The sequence below is a fragment of the Nocardiopsis sp. CNZ308 genome, assembly GCF_004217075.1.
In genome coordinates, this window is the sequence record NZ_SHKJ01000001.1 from 4091124 (window position 1) to 4107679 (window position 16556).

At 72.6% G+C, this 16556-nt stretch carries 11 protein-coding genes; 2 read left to right on the plus strand and 9 right to left on the minus strand.

The features are described 5' to 3' along the window. Positions 1 to 37: 37 nt before the first annotated feature. The 5 genes from holA to EV372_RS17710 form a co-directional block, all read right to left on the minus strand. Complete coding sequence (gene holA / locus EV372_RS17690) at positions 38 to 1000, minus strand: DNA polymerase III subunit delta (protein ID WP_130396877.1); 963 nt, start codon at positions 998 to 1000, stop codon at positions 38 to 40. A gap of 172 nt (positions 1001 to 1172) precedes the next feature. Beyond that, the gene (locus EV372_RS17695) at positions 1173 to 3518 is read right to left on the minus strand and encodes a ComEC/Rec2 family competence protein (protein WP_130396878.1); all 2346 of its coding nucleotides are present in this window, start codon (positions 3516 to 3518) and stop codon (positions 1173 to 1175) included. 6 nt (positions 3519 to 3524) lie between these two features. Beyond that, entirely contained in the window at positions 3525 to 4451 is a 927-nt protein-coding gene (locus tag EV372_RS17700) for a ComEA family DNA-binding protein (protein ID WP_486483993.1), read from the minus strand. A gap of 966 nt (positions 4452 to 5417) precedes the next feature. After that, on the minus strand, positions 5418 to 5687 hold the full coding sequence (rpsT, locus tag EV372_RS17705; RefSeq protein WP_013151741.1) for a 30S ribosomal protein S20: 270 nt from the start codon (positions 5685 to 5687) through the stop codon (positions 5418 to 5420). 337 nt (positions 5688 to 6024) lie between these two features. Continuing rightward, on the minus strand, positions 6025 to 6999 hold the full coding sequence (locus EV372_RS17710) for a hypothetical protein (RefSeq protein WP_130396880.1): 975 nt from the start codon (positions 6997 to 6999) through the stop codon (positions 6025 to 6027). 293 nt (positions 7000 to 7292) lie between these two features. On the opposite strand from EV372_RS17710, the gene lepA reads away from it, so the two are divergent. Then, entirely contained in the window at positions 7293 to 9134 is a 1842-nt protein-coding gene (lepA, locus tag EV372_RS17715) for a translation elongation factor 4 (protein ID WP_130396881.1), read from the plus strand. A 93-nt stretch (positions 9135 to 9227) separates the two neighbouring features. On the opposite strand, the gene EV372_RS17720 is transcribed toward lepA, so the two are convergent. The 4 genes from EV372_RS17720 to EV372_RS17735 form a co-directional block, all read right to left on the minus strand. Next, complete coding sequence (locus EV372_RS17720; protein WP_130396882.1) at positions 9228 to 10133, minus strand: sugar ABC transporter permease; 906 nt, start codon at positions 10131 to 10133, stop codon at positions 9228 to 9230. Beyond that, positions 10133 to 11740 (minus strand): ABC transporter permease subunit, encoded by a 1608-nt coding sequence (locus tag EV372_RS17725; protein ID WP_130396883.1) that lies wholly within the window; start codon positions 11738 to 11740, stop codon positions 10133 to 10135. The genes EV372_RS17720 and EV372_RS17725 overlap by 1 nt, the downstream gene beginning before the upstream one ends. 2 nt (positions 11741 to 11742) lie before the next feature. Continuing rightward, entirely contained in the window at positions 11743 to 12984 is a 1242-nt protein-coding gene (locus EV372_RS17730; protein ID WP_130396884.1) for a sugar ABC transporter substrate-binding protein, read from the minus strand. Between the two features lie 643 nt (positions 12985 to 13627). Continuing rightward, entirely contained in the window at positions 13628 to 15229 is a 1602-nt protein-coding gene (locus tag EV372_RS17735) for a glycoside hydrolase family 13 protein (protein WP_130396885.1), read from the minus strand. A gap of 96 nt (positions 15230 to 15325) precedes the next feature. Here EV372_RS17735 and EV372_RS17740 point away from each other — a divergent pair, with 96 nt between their 5' ends. After that, positions 15326 to 16396, plus strand: coding sequence for a LacI family DNA-binding transcriptional regulator (locus EV372_RS17740; protein WP_130396886.1), 1071 nt, complete (start codon positions 15326 to 15328; stop codon positions 16394 to 16396). Positions 16397 to 16556: the final 160 nt, after the last annotated feature.

Sequence of the window (16556 nt, forward strand, 5' to 3'; positions counted from 1 at the left end):
CGCCGCCGACACCCCAGGCGGCCCTTCGAGCCCGCCGCTAACGCGTGCCGCGGGCCCGGGCGATCTCGATGACGGCCCGCTCCAGCGCGTACTCGGGGTCGCGTCCGGCGCCCTTGATGAGCGCGTCGGTCTCGGCGACCACCGCCATGGCCCGGGTGACCCCCGCCGGGCTCCACCCCCGCGCCTGCTGACGCAGGGTCCGCAGCTTCCACGGCGGGACCTTGGCGCGCTTGGCCAGGTCCGCCTCGGACATGCCGCGCGGCGGCTGGGCGGCCACGGCGATGCCGCGCACCGCACCGGCCAGCGCGCTGTTGATGAGCACCGGGGCGGTACCCACCGCCAGCGACCAGCGCAACTGCTCCAGCGCCTCGGGCAGGCGCCCCTCCACGGCGCGGTCGGCCACGGTGAACCCCGAGGCCTCCGCCCTGCCGGAGTGGTACCTGGCCACCGCCGCGGCGTCCACCCGGCCCTCGGTGTCGGCGATCAGCTGGGTGCAGGCCGCCGCGATCTCGCGCAGTTCACTGCCGACCGCGTCCACCAGCGCCTGCGCGGCGTCGGCGGTGATCTGGCGCCCCGCCTGGGAGAACTCGCCCCTGACGAAGGCCACCCGCTCGGCGGGTTTGCCCGGCCCCTTGCAGTCCACGCGGTGGGCGCCCGCCTTGACCGCGGCCTGGAGCAGGGCCTTGCCCTTGTTGCCGCCCGCGTGGGTGAGCACGAGGTTGACGTCGTCGGCCGGGTCCTGGAGGTAGTCGGTGACGGTCGCCGCCAAGTCCTTGGTCAGGTCCTGGGACGAGCGCAGCACCACCACCCGCCGATCGCCGAACAGCGAGGGCGAGGTCACCTCGACGAGCGTGGACATCCCCACCTGGGCGGGGACCAGGTCGTGGACGTCCACGCCGGGGTCGGCCTCGCGGACCGCCGCGACGACGGAGGCGACGGCCCGGTCGACGAGGAGTTCCTCGTCCCCGACGATGATCGTGAGCAGGGCGGGTGCAGGCATACACAGAGGATGCCACGCCCCACCGACCGGCCGGGCGCCCGTCGCGCGGTCGGCGGACGCTCTCACGCCCCGTGGCCCGCACCGCCCGTGACCGGTGAGCCCCGTGCCCGGTGCCTCCCGTGGCCCCCTGCCGTGCTGTCCTCCGCCGCGCCGCTTTGCGCGGCGCCGTCTCCTACCGTGCGGGGTCGGGCCCGCGCACCACGGCCTGCCCGGGCCCGGAAGCGCCGCCGTCCAGCACGGCCACGTCCCCGTCCCGGTCGGTGCGCAGGTTCACCCGCGCCACCCGTTCCAGGATGTTCCACGTGAACGGCGCCGGATGCCCGTAGGTGTTGTCCGCGCCCACCGAGGTCACCGACACCACCGGGCCGGTGGCCTCCAGGAAGGCCGGTTCCTGGCTCCCCGCCCCGTGGTGGGGCACGGCCAGCACGGTCACCCGCAACAGGTCGGCGTCCGGTCCCTCCAGCAGCCTTCTCTGCGCCTCCTCCTCGATGTCACCGGTCAGCAGCACCGTCAGCGCCGCCCCGTCCGCCCGGACCACCACCGAGGCGTCGTTCACCGAACCCGTGAAGCCGGGCTCGGGCCACAGCACGCGCAGCAGCCACGGCCCCACCCGCAGCCGCTGGCCCCGCGCGGCCTCCAACAACCGCACCCCGGCCCCGGCCAGCAGCCGCCCCGTGGCGCTCTCCCCGAACCCCGGCGGCGCCAGCGCGGCCCCCACGCTCCGGTGCCGCAGCACCCCGGGCGTCCCGTCCACGTGATCGGCGTGGTCGTGGCTCAGGATCAGCAGCGCGACCTCGCGCACCCCCAGCCGCCCCAGGCAGTCGTCCACCCGGTCCGGGTCCTCGCCGGTGTCGGCGACCACCGCCGAGCCCGGGCCCGCCGACAGCACGAACGCGGTGCCCTGGCCCACGTCGCACGCCACCAGGGCCCACCCCGGGGGCGGCCATCCGCCCGGCACGCACCGCGCGGCCAGGGCCAGCAGCAGCACGGCCGCCACCACGGCGGCCACGACACGGCGCAACCGCCCGTGCGTGAACACCAGCGCCGCCAGCACGACGGCCAGGACCAGCCCTCCCACCAGGTCCGACCGCCACGCCAGCGCGCCATGCGGTACCCGCGCGCCCGCACCGGCCACCGCCGCGATCCACGACACCCCCAGCCCGGGCAGGTGCGCGGCCACCGCCGCCGCCCCCGGCCACACCACCGCCAGGGCGGCCACCGCAGTCCCCGCCACCGTCACCGCAGCGACCACCGGAGCGGCCAGTACGTTGGCCGGAACCGCGATCCACGACAGCTCGCCCGAGAGCAGGACCAGCACGGGCGAGACCGCCACCTGCGCGGCCAGGGCCACCGCCAACGCCTCCGCCACCGGACGCGGCAGGCGCGCCGACCACGCCCGCGTCCACGGCGGCACCAGCAGCAGGATGCCCGCGGTCGCCAGCACCGACAGCGCGAACCCGAAGGAGGCGGCCAGCCCCGGTGCGACGAACAGCACCCCGACCACCGTGACGGCCAGCGCACCGAGCCCCGCGTGGGCGCGCCCGGTGGCCAGCGCCAGCAGACCCAGCGACCCCATGAACGCCGCGCGCACCACGCTCGGCTCCGGGCGGCACACCAGGACGAACACCCAGATCACCGCCGCGCCGCCCGCCACCGAGCACCACGGGGGCGCCCGCAGCAGCCGGGCGAGCGCCAGCACGAAGCCGGTCAGCACCGCCAGGTTGGCCCCCGAGACGGTCAGCAGGTGCGTCATCCCGGTCTCCCGGAAGTCCTCGGCGGTCTCCGGCGGCACCCCGGACGCGTCGCCGACGATCAGCGCGGGAAGGAGCCCGGCCTCGGGCTGGGACAGTCCCGAGGAGGCCTCCCGCAGCCGCTCCCGCACCAGACCGGCGAAGCTCTGCAGACCGCCGGGCGGCCCCACCTCCTCCGGCGGCCCGCGCACCAGGACCAGGGCGGCGGTGAGGGGGTCGTCCTCCGTGCCGAGGAAGACGCCCCGCGCCCGGAAGGTCTGCCCGGGCAGCAGTTCGCGCCACTCCTCCTCCGAGGCCAGGACCACCACCGGCGCCGAGGACACCCGCTCGCTCCCCCCGGACCGCACCCAGGCGGTGCGGGCGTCGATCACCCAGGCCGCCCTGCCCGGCCGGGGAGTCCCCGACCGCGGGCGCGGATCGGACGTCACCACCGCCTCGAACTCGGCCTCGCGCCCCTGCTCCGCCGCCTCCCCGGCCGCGCTCCGCTCCACCCGGTGCACCTGCACACCGGCCACCGCCGCCACCGTGGCCACACAGGCCAGCGACGCCGCGGCGGTGAGCGCCACCGCCTCCAGCGGTGGACGCGCCGCCGCCAGGAGCACCACCGCCGCGCCGGTCCCCGCGACCCCGGCCAGGGACCAGACGGCCCACGGCGGGGCGGAGAGCGCCGCCAGCGCGGCCAGCCAGGCCGTCGCCGCGGGCGCCAGCAGGCGCAGGTCGGGCGGCTCGTCCAGCCCGTAGGCGTCCGTTCCCAGCCATGTCGTCACCGCCGCTCACCCCACCGTCACGTGGGGTCGGAGGTCGGCGAGGGTCTTGTCGCCGATCCGGTCCACGTCGAGCAGGTCGTCGACGCTCCGGAAGGGGCCGTGCTCCTCGCGGTAGGAGACGATGTTGTCGGCGATCACCGCGCCGATCCCGGGCAGGGTCTCCAGCAGGGCCCGGTCCGCCCGGTTGATGTCCACCAGCCCTCCGGTCCCCTGGGCGCCGCTCCCGGTGGCGCCCGCGCCCGCGGGCACGGGGACGCCCACCAGGACCTGTTCGCCGTCGACCAGCGGACGGGCCAGGTTGAGCAGGTCGAGGTCGGCGTCGGGCAGCGCGCCACCGGCCTCCTCCACGGCATCGGCCACCCGCGACCCCGACGGGAGCGTGTACAGCCCGGGGTCGGACACCTCACCGCCCACGTGCACCACGAGGTCCTCCTCCGGCGCCGCGTCCCCGGCCGTTCCGGCGTCCGCGTCCCCGGCCCGCGCCCCCGCCTCCAGCGCGGGGGACCGGGCGCCGTCGCCCTCCGCCGCGGGTACGGGCGCGGCACGAGTGACCATCTCGGGTGCGGGCACCGTGGTCGGCCGGTGGTACAGCGTCAGCACCAGCACGACGGCCAGGGCGCCCAGCACGGCCAGGACGATCACCGCCCGCCGGGACAGCGCCGCCCGTGGCGGCCATCGCAGGGCCAGCCGTTCCAGGAGTGAACCGGACGGCTCGGGGTCGAACTCCGCGTACCCCGACGGCGGGCGCTCCGGGCGCCGGTGCCGTCCTCCCGCCGGGTCGGGCCACGGATCCGCACCGGGCGCGCCCTCCGACGCGTCGGCACGACGGGAGGGCGGGGCGGTCCCGCGGTCCGCGTCCTCCCCGGTGCCCCGCTTGACGGGCCCTGCGGTCCTCGCGCCCCGGTTCTCCCCGGAGGGCCGCGGTGCGGGCACGGTCGCCTTCGCCTCCCGGTTCACCATGGAGGGCCGCGGTGCGGTCGCTGTGGCCCTCCCGTCTCGGTCCCCTTCCGAGGTCCGTGGGACGGGCAGGCCCGCCTGTCCGCCCCGGTTCTCTCCCGAGGTCCGTGGGACGGGCGCCGTCGCCTTCCCAGCTCGGCTCCCCTCGGCCGGACCCCGCACGGCCGGAGACCTGCTCGGGGAGGAACGAGGGGGATCGGCCACGCCGAGCCGGTCGTCGGGGTGGCGCTCGGGCCAGGCCTTCGAGGGCACGGGACCCGTGCCGGGAGCGGGCGGCGCGTCCGGAGGACGGTGGGTACCGGCCTCGGCGCTTCCCGGGGTCCGACGCCTTCCAACCGGACCCGGGGCGGGCCTGGCCGAGAAGCGGCCTTCTTCCCCGGGGGCGGTCGTCCCTGGGGCGTTCAGCCTGGCCTGCCTTCGCCCCGGGCGGTCGCCGGAGGCGTTCCCGCCCCGCCGCTCTGGGGCAGGAGCCCAGGTCACGGTGCCCTCGTGGGCGTCCGGCCGCTGAGGACCGGTGGCCGGACCTCGACGGGGCGCGGCCTCGGGGCGGCCCGTGCCCTCCGGGCGGTACGGGGCGTGCGTCCCGGCCACCGCGTACGGCGCGCTCGGGATCGCCGGGACGTCACGGGGAGGCGGCGCGGACTGCGCATGCGGGCGGGGGATACGCGCGCGCAGGCGCCGGGCGGCCGGTGAGGCGTCCAGGGTGAGCGCGCGGAGCCGGTCCTGCTGGTCGGTCGAGGGGGAGTGGCGCCGGTTGCGGCGCTGAACAGTCATAAGACCACGTTAGGAAGCCGGAAACGCTGTGTCAGCAGCAGATTCCACGCTGTGGACAACTCCCGTCCGGGCCTCCTCGACCTGCGCGGACGAAGGTGGGCGGCATCGCCCGGCGCACGAAAAAACCCGGCCCGGTGCGTGCGCACCGGGCCGGGTCGAGCCTCAGTCTCAGGCGGACTGCAGGGAGTGCAGACGCTTGGCGATCGCGCTCTTGCGGTTCGCGGCCTGGTTCTGGTGGATGACGCCCTTGCTGGTGGCCTTGTCCAGCGCGCGAGCGGCGGCGCGCTGGGCGACGGTGGCCTTCTCGACGTCCCCGGCCTCGGCAGCCTCACGGAACTTGCGGACGGCCGTCTTCAGCGAGGAGCGCACCGCCTGGTTGCGGACACGAGCCTTCTCGTTCTGCCGAATGCGCTTCTTCTGCGACTTGATGTTCGCCATGCGAAAACGTGCTCCAGTTGATCTTGGTCATCGCGCCGACCGGACCAGGCGGCCAGACCCGCGGGCAGCCGTTCCGCGAGGGGCCGGCGTGGGCGCCGACGCAGGGTGTGTGAGTCCACAGGGCCCGAGGCCAATGTGGAAGTCCGAGACACGGACTTCCAGTATGCCTCACACGGGGTACCGCTCAGGCACCACGTGCGCCCCACGGGTGTTCGTTATGGCACTCGGAAGTCGTTTCTGGGGGTTTTCTACGCACCGTGGTGGTTCCATGCGGCATGCGCGCGGAGCGGCGGCGGCAACTCCACCGCCCCGCTCACGGGTCTTCGGCGAACGCCGCTCAGGACGGCAGCCACCCCTCCGTGTAGGCCGTCACGTCCTCCTCGGTCGCCTCGTCCCCCAGGTAGAAGGCCACCCCCAGGGTCATCCCCTCCGGCGGATCGGCCTCGGTCACGCCCAGCCGGACGGCCGTCAGCGCGGTCGCCAACGACTCGTCCGCCTCCTCCGGCGCCCACTCGCCGCCGCCGTACGTGGGCAGCCCGAACCGCACCGTCACGCCCTCACGCGCGCGCAGGGCGGTCACCGCCTCGGTCACCTGCCGCACCATGAACCCGCCGTACAGCGCGTCGCCGGGCATTCCCGCGCCCACGCCCGGCAGCACCACCTCGTCGGCGTGCTCGGTCACCCGGTCCAGGTAGCCCTTGGACCAGTACCTCTCCTCGCGCTCCACGACGAAGGAGGGCACCCGCCCGCCCGGCACCAGCTCCACGTGGTGGGCCTGCACCGACAGCACGGGTTCCCCGCCCAGCTCCTCGCGCACCATCGACATGAGCGTGGGGATCGACGGGTCGTTGACGGTCACCGGGCGGATCTCCAGGTGCACGCCCGCGAACCCGTCCGCGGCCACCTCGGCGACCGCCGGGGCGAGCGCCGCGCGGGCCTGTTCGTCGAGCCGGTCCCGCAGCAGCGAGGACCCGCTCTCCACGTGCCGCAGCCACGCCAGCGCGCGCACGTCGGGGTACTCCCGCTCCAGCCAGGACAGCAGGGAACCGGTGTCCTCCACCCGCTCGACCGCGCCCTCGGCGTCGATCTCGCCCGCGTACACGTACACCGTGTCCACCCCGCCGGTGTCGAGCACCCGCGCCAGGGGACCGGTGTCCTCCCAGGAGCCCACCCAGGCCGCGTCGGAGCCCCGGGAGACCGCCCACGGCGCCGGTTCACCCGAGAACTGGAAGGCCAGCAGGGCACCCGCGCCAGCCACCACGACCGCGATCGCGGCCACACCCGCCAGCAACCGTGTCAACAGCCACTTCAACCGCCCGCTCCTCCCACGTCCCGGACCGCGGGCGCTCCCCGCCCGCCACCGCCCTCAACGGCGGCGGCGCGCGCCCGGTACCTGCCAGCACGGCCCGTTCCCGGTCCCGGGTCACATAATCTGGACACCAGACCCGCGCCCGCGCCCCATACTGCCGCACGGGCCGCTGCCGTCACCGAGAGAGGGCACCCGGCCGCCGTGGGATGATGGACGACGCCGTCGGCCTCCGCCGCGGCGGGGCGACACCGCCGCGAGGCGCACACGACCCGGACCCGACCTGTGAACGGAGCACGGTGGCACAGCCGAACTGGACCGATCCCGCGCTGATCCGCAACTTCTGCATCATCGCGCACATCGACCATGGCAAGTCGACGCTGGCCGACCGGATGCTCCAGATCACCGGTGTCGTCGAGGACCGCCAGATGCGCGCCCAGTACCTGGACCGCATGGACATCGAGCGCGAGCGCGGCATCACCATCAAGTCGCAGGCGGTGCGCATCCCCTTCACCGCCGTCGACGACAAGACCTACACGCTCGACCTCATCGACACCCCCGGGCACGTCGACTTCACCTACGAGGTCTCGCGCTCCCTGGCCGCCTGCGAGGGCGCCGTCCTGCTGGTGGACGCCGCGCAGGGCATCGAGGCGCAGACCCTGGCCAACCTGTACATGGCCCTGGAGAACGACCTCACCATCATCCCGGTGCTCAACAAGATCGACCTCCCGGCCGCGCAGCCGGAGAAGTACGCCGAGGAGCTGGCCGGGATCATCGGCTGCGAGCCCTCCGACGTGCTCAGGGTCAGCGCCAAGACGGGCGAGGGCGTCGAGGAGCTCCTCAACGAGATCGTCAACCAGATCCCGCAGCCCGTCGGCGACGCCGACGCCCCGGCCCGCGCGATGATCTTCGACTCGGTGTACGACACCTACCGCGGCGTGGTCACCTACGTCCGGGTCATCGACGGCAAGCTCAGCCCGCGCGAGCGCATCCAGATGATGTCCACCCGCGCCTCGCACGAGATCCTGGAGATCGGCGTCAGCTCGCCCGAGCCCACCAAGTGCGACGGGCTGGGGGTGGGGGAGGTCGGCTACATCATCACCGGCGTCAAGGACGTGCGCCAGTCCAAGGTCGGTGACACCATCACCGCCCTCAACCGGCCCGCGACCGAGATGCTGTCCGGGTACCGCGAACCCAAGCCCATGGTGTTCTCGGGCCTGTACCCGATCGAGGGCACCGACTACCCGGTGCTGCGCGACGCCCTGGAGAAGCTCCAGCTCAACGACGCCGCCCTGGTCTTCGAGCCGGAGACCTCCGCCGCCCTGGGCTTCGGCTTCCGCTGCGGCTTCCTGGGCCTGCTGCACCTGGAGATCACCCGGGCCCGCCTGGAGCGCGAGTTCAACCTCGACCTCATCTCCACCGCGCCCAACGTCATCTACCGGGTGGACATGGAGGACGGCACCGAGCACGTGGTGACCAACCCCAGCGAGTTCCCCGCCGGGAAGATCGACTCCATCTACGAGCCGATGGTCAAGGCGACCGTGCTCAGTCCCGCCGACCACATCGGCCAGATCATGGAGCTGTGCCAGGAGCGGCGCGGCGACCTCCAGGGCATGGACTACCTGTCCGAGGACCGCGTGGAGATGCGCTACACGCTGCCCCTGGCCGAGATCGTCTTCGACTTCTTCGACCACCTCAAGTCCCGCACCAAGGGCTACGCGTCACTGGACTACGAGCCCACCGGGGAGAAGGCCTCCGACCTGGTCAAGGTGGACATCCTGCTCCAGGGCGAGGCCGTCGACGCCTTCTCCGCCATCGTGCACAAGGACAAGGCCTACGCCTACGGCGTGGAGATGACCAAGAAGCTGCGCGAGCTCATCCCCCGGCAGCAGTTCGAGGTGCCCATCCAGGCCGCCATCGGCGCCCGGGTGATCGCCCGCGAGAACATCCGCGCCATCCGCAAGGACGTGCTCTCCAAGTGCTACGGCGGCGACATCAGCCGTAAGCGCAAGCTGCTGGAGAAGCAGAAGGAGGGCAAGAAGCGGATGAAGATGGTCGGCCGGGTCGAGGTGCCCCAGGAGGCCTTCATCTCCGCTCTGTCCACCGACACCGGCGGCGCCGACGACAAGAAGAAGAAGTAGCGGCAGCCCCGTCCTCACGCGCTCGCGCGCGGGGACGCGGAAGGGGGCGCCCCGGCCCGGGGCGCCCCCTTCCGCGTCCTCCTCGGTACCGCCTCAGCCCTTGACCGCTCCCGCGGTCAGGCCCTCGGTGATGTAGCGCTGGAGGAACCAGAACACCGCCAGGGTGGGCAGGGACAGCATGATGGCACCCACCGCGAACATCCCGAAGTTGGCGTTGCGCTGCGAGGCCACCAGCTGGTACAGCCCCAGGCCCAGCGTCTTGGCGTCGGTGTCGCGCAGGAACACGCTCGCCATCAGGAACTCGTTGATGGTGGAGATGAACACCAGCAGGCCCACGATCGCCAGCACCGGCGTGACCAGCGGCAGCATGATCCGGAAGAACACCTGCGCGTGCGAGGCCCCGTCCATCTGCGCGGACTCGTCCAGCTCCTTCGGCACGGTGTCGAAGAAGCCCTTCATCAGCCACGTGTTGATGCTCAGCGCGCCGCCCAGGTAGACCAGCAGCAGTCCCCACCGGGTGTCGAAGCCGATCGCCGGGTAGTACTCGCCGATCGTGGAGAACATCAGGTAGATCGCCACGATCGCCAGGAACTGCGGGAACATCTGGATCACCAGCAGCCCGATCAGCCCCACCCGGCGTCCCCGGAAGCGCATGCGGCTGAACGCGTACGCGGCCAGCGCCGACAGCAGCACCGTCACGGCGGCGTTGGTGAAGGCGAAGAACAGCGAGTTCGCGTACCAGGTGGTGAACGGGGTGTTGCTGAACAGGTCGACGGCGTTGTCCAGGCTGGCCCCGGTCGGCCACAGCTGCGCGCTGGACAGCGTGCCCAGCGGGTTGAGCGCCGCCGACACCACGAACAGCACCGGGAAGAGCGCGAACGCCACGACCACCAGCATCACCATGTGGCGCCAGCCGTACCTGCGGGCCCACAGGCCCAGACGGACTCCGGTACCGCGCCGGTGGGGCGCGCGTACCGCTTCCGGGGTTGCGACCGCCATCAGTCCACCTCCTTGAGGGCCTTGCTCCTGCTGAGGCTGACCACCGACATCACCGACACGATCAGGAAGATCATCACCGACAGCGCCGCCGCGTACCCGTACTGGGCGGTGGCCTCGTTGAAGGCGAGCCGGTAGGTGTAGGTGATGAGCAGGTCGGTGGCCCCGGCCGTCGGGCTCGCCGGGGAGAAGGGGCCGCCCTGGGTGATCAGCCACACCGCGTTGAAGTTGTTGAAGTTGAACGCGAACGTCGAGACCAGGATCGGCGTCATCGCCACCATCAGGAGCGGCAGGGTGACGTTGCGGAAGGCCTGCCAGGGGCCCGCGCCGTCGATCTGCGCCGCCTGGCCCAGCTCGCGCGGGACGGCCTGGAGGGCCCCCGTGGACACCAGGAACATGTACGGGTAGCCCAGCCAGACGTTGGCCAGGATCACCGCCGCCCGGGCCGACCACGCGTCGCCCAGCCAGTCCACCTCCAGGCCGAGCACCCGGTTGAACAGGCCGAAGTCGGTGTTGAACATGTCCCGCCACAGCAGGAACATCGCCAGCGAGCTCATCGCGTACGGCAGGACCACCAGGATCCGGTACACGACTTTGCCGCGCAGCCCGGGCACGTGCAGGGTGAGCGCGATCGCCAGGCCCACCACGAACACCAGGAAGGTGACGGAGGCGGCGAAGGCGATGTTCCACACCAGGATGCTGAAGAACGACGACGCGAAGGTCGGGTTGAACAGGAAGCGGGCGAAGTTGTCGAAGCCCACGCCGACCTGCCAGCCCTGGGCGAGCCGCTCCCCGTCCTCGTTGTAGAACGCGCCGCGCTCGTTGTCCGCGTGGTAGACGATCCCGGTCTCGGCGTCGGTGACGCAGTCGCACCCCGCGTCGTAGGCGCGGGTCGCGGTCCCCTCGAAGGCGGTGGACAGGCCGCTGGAGCGGATGCCCGTGCCGCTGCCGGTGGGCACCGCGAACGCCTGGAGTTCGTCGCTGCGCGCGTTGACCTGGGTGGGGGACAGGATCGTGTACCCGAAGGCCTCGGTGACCTTGCCCGAGGGCTCCACGGTCGCGCCGTCGAGCTCGGTGAGCCCCTCCTCGGTTCCGGCGTAGGCCCGGCCCTCGGGGTCGGTGAGCAGGAAGACCAGCTCACCGGTCTCGGGCGAGCCGGTGACCGCAACGGTCAGGGTGTACTCCTCGGCCCCGTCCGGGCTGCTCACCGAGTAGGCCTCGATGGAGGCGATGGCCTGTTCCTTGTCGCCCCGGTGGCCGTCGCTGAGGTTGGTCACCGAGGTGCTCATCGTGTAGAGCACCGGCAGGATCTGGAAGGTGAGCAGGAACAGCACGCCCGGGACCAGGTACTTGACCGGGACGGTGCGCTTGGACAGGTAGACCCAGTAGACGAGGCCGACCACGGCCACGACCAGGCCGATGCCCCACCAGTTGCCCGCCACGTACAGGGGCAGCACCGCCCACACGCCCAGGGCGGTGAACAGGCCCAGCAGGGCGATCTTGACCAGCTGCCCGGCCAGTGAACCGTTCCCGGCGAACCGGCCGCCCGGCAGGGGCGTGCGGGCGGGCGCCCCCGGTGAGGGAGCGCCCGCTGTCTTCTTGGACGCCACCGCTACTCGCCGATCTGCGAGGCGATCGTTTCGTGGGCGGCCTCCATGGCCTCGCGCACGTCCTCACCGGCGATGACGGCGGCCTGGGCGATGCCCAGCGGCTCCCACGTCTCACCCATCTCCGGGATGGAGGGCATCGGCATGCCCTCGGCCCCGGCCTCGGAGATCGCGGCGATGGTGGGGTCGTCGGCCGAGACGCTCTCCAGGGCCTCGGTCTGCACCGGCATGCGGGGGTCGGCCTCGTAGAGGCTGAGGACGAACTCGGTGTCGGTGACGTAGTTGGTCACGAACTCCTGGGCCAGGGCGCTGTTGGCGCTGCCCTCGGTGACGAAGAACGCCTGGTAGCCGATGTAGGGGCTGGCGGGCTCCTCTCCCTCGAAACCGGGGATGGGGCTGATCTCGTAGTCGACGCCCGCCTCGTTGGCGTCGGCGACGTTCCACGGGCCCGCGACGAAGAAGGGGGCCTCGCCCTCGTAGAACAGGGAGGCGTCGTTCTCCAGGGTGATGGAGCGGCGCAGCACGCCCTCCCCGGCCTCGCCGTACTCGGCGACCTTCTCCATGGCCTCGATGGACTCGTCGGTGCCCACGCCCAGGTCGGTCGGGTCCCAGGTGCCCTCCTCGTCCTGGCCGAAGAGGTAGCCGCCCGCGGAGGTGAACAGGGCGTTCATCCGGTAGGGGTCGCCCTCCTGGCCCACGGCCATGGACAGGACCTCGCTGGTCTCACCGGAGTCCTTGAGCTCGGTGCCGACCTCGACCATCTCCTCGAAGGTCGCGGGGGCGTCCGGCGCCAGGTCGGTGTTGCGCATGAGGAAGATGTTCTCCTGGGAGTAGGGAACACCGAAGAGCTGGCCGTCGTAGTTGAGGGCCTGCAACGAGGTCTCGTCCAGGCCGGAGGCGCGGTCCTGGGGCAGCTCGATGGGCTGGACGGCGCCGTTGCGCACGAGGTTGCCCGTCCAGTCGTGGGCGCCGATGAAGACGTCGGGGGCGTTTCCGGCCTGGTGGGCGTTGAGCACGTCGCCCTGGATGTCGCCGAAGGTCAGGCCCTGGACCTCGACCTCGATGCCGTTGGTCTCGGCGAACTCCTGGGCGGCGGCCTTGATGGCGTCGGCGCGCTCGGGGTCGGACCAGATGACGAGGCTGCCCTCGGCGGCGGTCTCCCCGCCCTCGTCGCCACCACTGCACGCGGTCGCCATCAAGGCGATCGCGGCGATGCCCGTGACCGCTCGTGCGCTGCGGAATCTCATGCTGTCTTCCTTCCGGGAGGCCGTGCTGAGGGGGTCGCGCATGCGTTCCGGCCGTCGAGGGCATGCGTGGTGATGTGACGCTAGCAATAACTTGCAAGCTTTGAAAGAGTTTGCGGATCTCCCGCATAAAGATGTGGAAACGCCGCGGAAACGGGCGCGTGACATCGTGCGCTGGGTAGCGGTGCGGTGACCGTTCGCTGATAGATCCTGTGATGAGCAGCGATTTCGTAACACCATTGAACACGCCGTCGCGGACCACTCGAACCCCGTTCGGGTCCGGCCCGCCTCAGGGGGTCGGCGGGGAGCGTGCCGGTGACGGCGTCCAGGCGCCCGTGGGGCGTGGGCCGGTGGTGCGCCGCAGGGGGCGGGCCTTCGGGGCGATCTCCGTCAGGCACCGGTCAAGCGTGCGGGTTCCACGCCAGCCCTCCCCGGGGGGCGTCGTGGTGGGCACTGGCGGCAACGGCCAGTGCCGGGGGCGGGAACCGGCTGAGAGCACGTTCGCCCAGCGAACGTGCCGAAGGGGATCCCCGTGCCAGCAGGACAGCGCCGACCCGCCCCGACCCGCACCGCGTGCGGTGCCGGACACGGGGTCCGGCACCGCACGCGCGGGCTCAGCCGCTCAGCCCTGCAGTCGCGCGGCCTCTCAGCCGCGCAGCCACACCGCCGTCTCGGCGGGCAGCGCCAGGGTGCCCCCGGCGGGCTCGCCGACCGGACCGCTGGCCACGAGCACCTCACCGTCGGCCGCCAGCTCCACGGCCTCCCCGGTGAGGTTCACCGCGACGCGCACACCCGGTTCGCGCTCGAAGTACAGCACGCCCCCGGGCGCGTCCAGCCAGGCCATCGAGCCGTCGCCGAGCGCGTCCAGCTCCCGGCGCAGGCGCAGCGCCTTCGTGTACAGCTCCAGCGTGGAGCCCTCCACCCCGCGCTGGGCGGCGCGCGACAGGGCGCCCCAGCCCTCGGGCATCGGCAGCCACGGAACGCTGCCCTCGGGGCCGAACCCGTACGGCGCCTGGTCGCCGCCCCACGGCAGCGGCACCCGGCAGCCGTCCCGGCCGCGGTCGGTGCGGCCCGAACGCTCCCAGGTCGGGTCCTGCAACGAGTCCTCGGGCAGGTCGGTGACCTCGGGCAGCCCCAGCTCCTCGCCCTGGTACAGGTACACCGAACCCGGCAGGCCCAGCATCAGCAGCGTCGCCGCGCGCGCACGGCGCAGCCCCTGCTCACCGCCGCCGAAGCGGGTCACGTGGCGGGTCACGTCGTGGTTGGACAGCACCCACGTGGTGGTCGCGCCCACGGCGGTGTTGGCGGCCAGGGACACGTCGATGACCTCGCGCAGGCGCCCGGCGTCCCACGGCGCGGTCAGGTACTCGAAGTTGAACGCCTGGTGCAGTTCGTCCGGGCGCAGGTAGCGGGCCACCCGCTGGGCGTCCTCCACCCACGCCTCGGCCACCAGGGCGCGGTCACCCGGGTACTCGGCGGCGATCCGCGCCCAGCGGCGGTAGATCTCGTGCACGCCGTCCTGGTCGAAGTAGGGCAGCGAGGTGCTGCCGTCGAGCATGTCGGCCTTGGCGCCCTCGGCGATGTCGGGCATCGCCGGGTCCTTGACCATGCCGTGCGCGACGTCGATGCGGAACCCGTCCACGCCCCGGTCCAGCCAGAAGCGCAGCACGTCGTCGAACTCGTCGTGCACCTCCTGGTTGGTCCAGTCGAAGTCGGGCTGCTCGGGGTCGAACAGGTGCAGGTACCACTGCTCGGGGGTGCCGTCGGGCCGCTTGAGGCGGGTCCAGGCCGGGCCGCCGAAGATCGACTTCCAGTTGTTCGGCGGCTCCTCCCCGTCGGGTCCCCTGCCGTCCCGGAAGACGTACCGCGAGCGGGCGTGCTCGCCCGGCTCGGCGGCAGCGGCCTCCTTGAACCACCGGTGGGCGGAGGAGGAGTGGTTGGGCACCACGTCGATGATCAGGCGGATGCCCATCCCGTGGGCGGTCTCCAGGAGGGCGTCGAAGTCCTCCAGGGTCCCGAAACGGGGATCGACGTCGCGGTAGTCGGCGACGTCGTAACCGCCGTCGGCGAGGGGGGAGACGTAGAACGGCGTCAGCCAGATCGCGTCCACACCGAGTTCGGCCAGGTGGGGGAGGCGCTCGCGGATGCCGGCGAGGTCGCCCTCACCGTCACCGTTGGAGTCGGCGAAGCTGCGGACGTAGATCTGGTAGATCGCCGCGTCACGCCACCAGTGCGACTGAGGCTCCATCAGCGGGGGTCCTTCCCTGTGACGAGTGCAATTTCTTGCGCAAGATTACCGTCAATTTTCGGCCATGTGACGACGATCTCGACTAGAGTTGCGCCCATGGGTCCACGACTTGCCGACATCGCGCGGCACGCAGGCGTCAGCGAGGCCACCGTCTCGCGGGTGCTCAACGACAAGCCGGGCGTCGGCAGCGACACCCGCAAGGCCGTCCTGACGGCGCTGGACGTCCTCGGCTACGAGCGCCCCGCCCGGCTGCGGCAGCGCTCCGCCGGACTGGTCGGCATGGTCATACCCGAACTGGAGAACCCCGTCTTCCCGATGTTCGCCCAGGCGGCCGAGGGGGCGCTCGCCCAGCGCGGGTACACGCCGGTGCTGTGCACCCAGACCCCCGGTGGGATAACGGAGGACGAGTACGTGGAGCTGCTGCTGGAGCGCAACGTCTCCGGCATCCTCTTCGTCTCCGGGCGCCACGCCGACACGACCGCCCCCCACGAGCGCTACCACGCCCTGGTCTCGCGCAGACTCCCGATCGTGCTGGTCAACGGGTACGCCGACGCCATCCCCGCCGCCTTCATCTCCTGCGACGACCGGGAGGCCGGGCACCTGGCCGTCAACCACCTGGTCGCCCTCGGCCACACCCGCATCGGGTTCACCAGCGGCCCCGAGCGCTACGTTCCGGTCCGCCGCAAGCTCGACGGGTACCACCGGGCCCTGGCGCAGCACGGCCTGGACGGTGAGGACCTCGTGGAGCTGTCGCTGTTCGGCGTGGAGGGCGGCCACGCCGCCGCCACCCGGCTGATCGAACGCGGCGTCACCGCGATGGTCTGCGGCTCGGACATGATGGCCCTGGGCGCCATCCGCGCCGCCCGCCAGCGCGGCCTGAGCGTCCCCCGGGACTTCTCGGTGGTCGGCTTCGACGACTCCCAGCTCATCGCCTTCACCGACCCCCCGCTGACCACCGTCCGGCAGCCGGTCAACGCCATGGCGCTGGCCGCCGTGCGCGCCCTGTGCGACGAGATCGCCGGACACCCCGTCTCCCACACCGAGTACGTCTTCGACCCCGAACTGGTCGTCCGAGGCTCCACCGCCATCGCCCCCGCCAGGAACCCCGCCCCCGTCACCCGGGTCGACGCCCCCGCGCACGCCCGGGCGGAGCGCCCCCGGGTCTGACCGGGCCGTCCTCCCCGCGGCCCTCCCCGCCTGATCCCCGCACCCCGCGTCCCATCCCGATCTCCCGACCCCTGCTCCCCGATCCCCCAACCCCCCGCTTCCCGACCTCCGATCCCGCACTCCCGTCCCCGAGCCCCCGCGTGCCCGACACGGGGGACCA

What these genes read in the sequence shown, in the direction of transcription:
- holA (WP_130396877.1), bottom strand. Translation starts at nt 1,000, where the DNA reads ATGCCTGCACCCGCCCTGCTCACGATCATCGTCGGGGACGAGGAACTC.
- rpsT (WP_013151741.1), bottom strand. Translation starts at nt 5,687, where the DNA reads ATGGCGAACATCAAGTCGCAGAAGAAGCGCATTCGGCAGAACGAGAAG.
- EV372_RS17720 (WP_130396882.1), bottom strand. Translation starts at nt 10,133, where the DNA reads ATGGCGGTCGCAACCCCGGAAGCGGTACGCGCGCCCCACCGGCGCGGT.
- EV372_RS17730 (WP_130396884.1), bottom strand. Translation starts at nt 12,984, where the DNA reads ATGAGATTCCGCAGCGCACGAGCGGTCACGGGCATCGCCGCGATCGCC.
- EV372_RS17735 (WP_130396885.1), bottom strand. Translation starts at nt 15,229, where the DNA reads ATGGAGCCTCAGTCGCACTGGTGGCGTGACGCGGCGATCTACCAGATC.
- EV372_RS17740 (WP_130396886.1), top strand. Translation starts at nt 15,326, where the DNA reads ATGGGTCCACGACTTGCCGACATCGCGCGGCACGCAGGCGTCAGCGAG.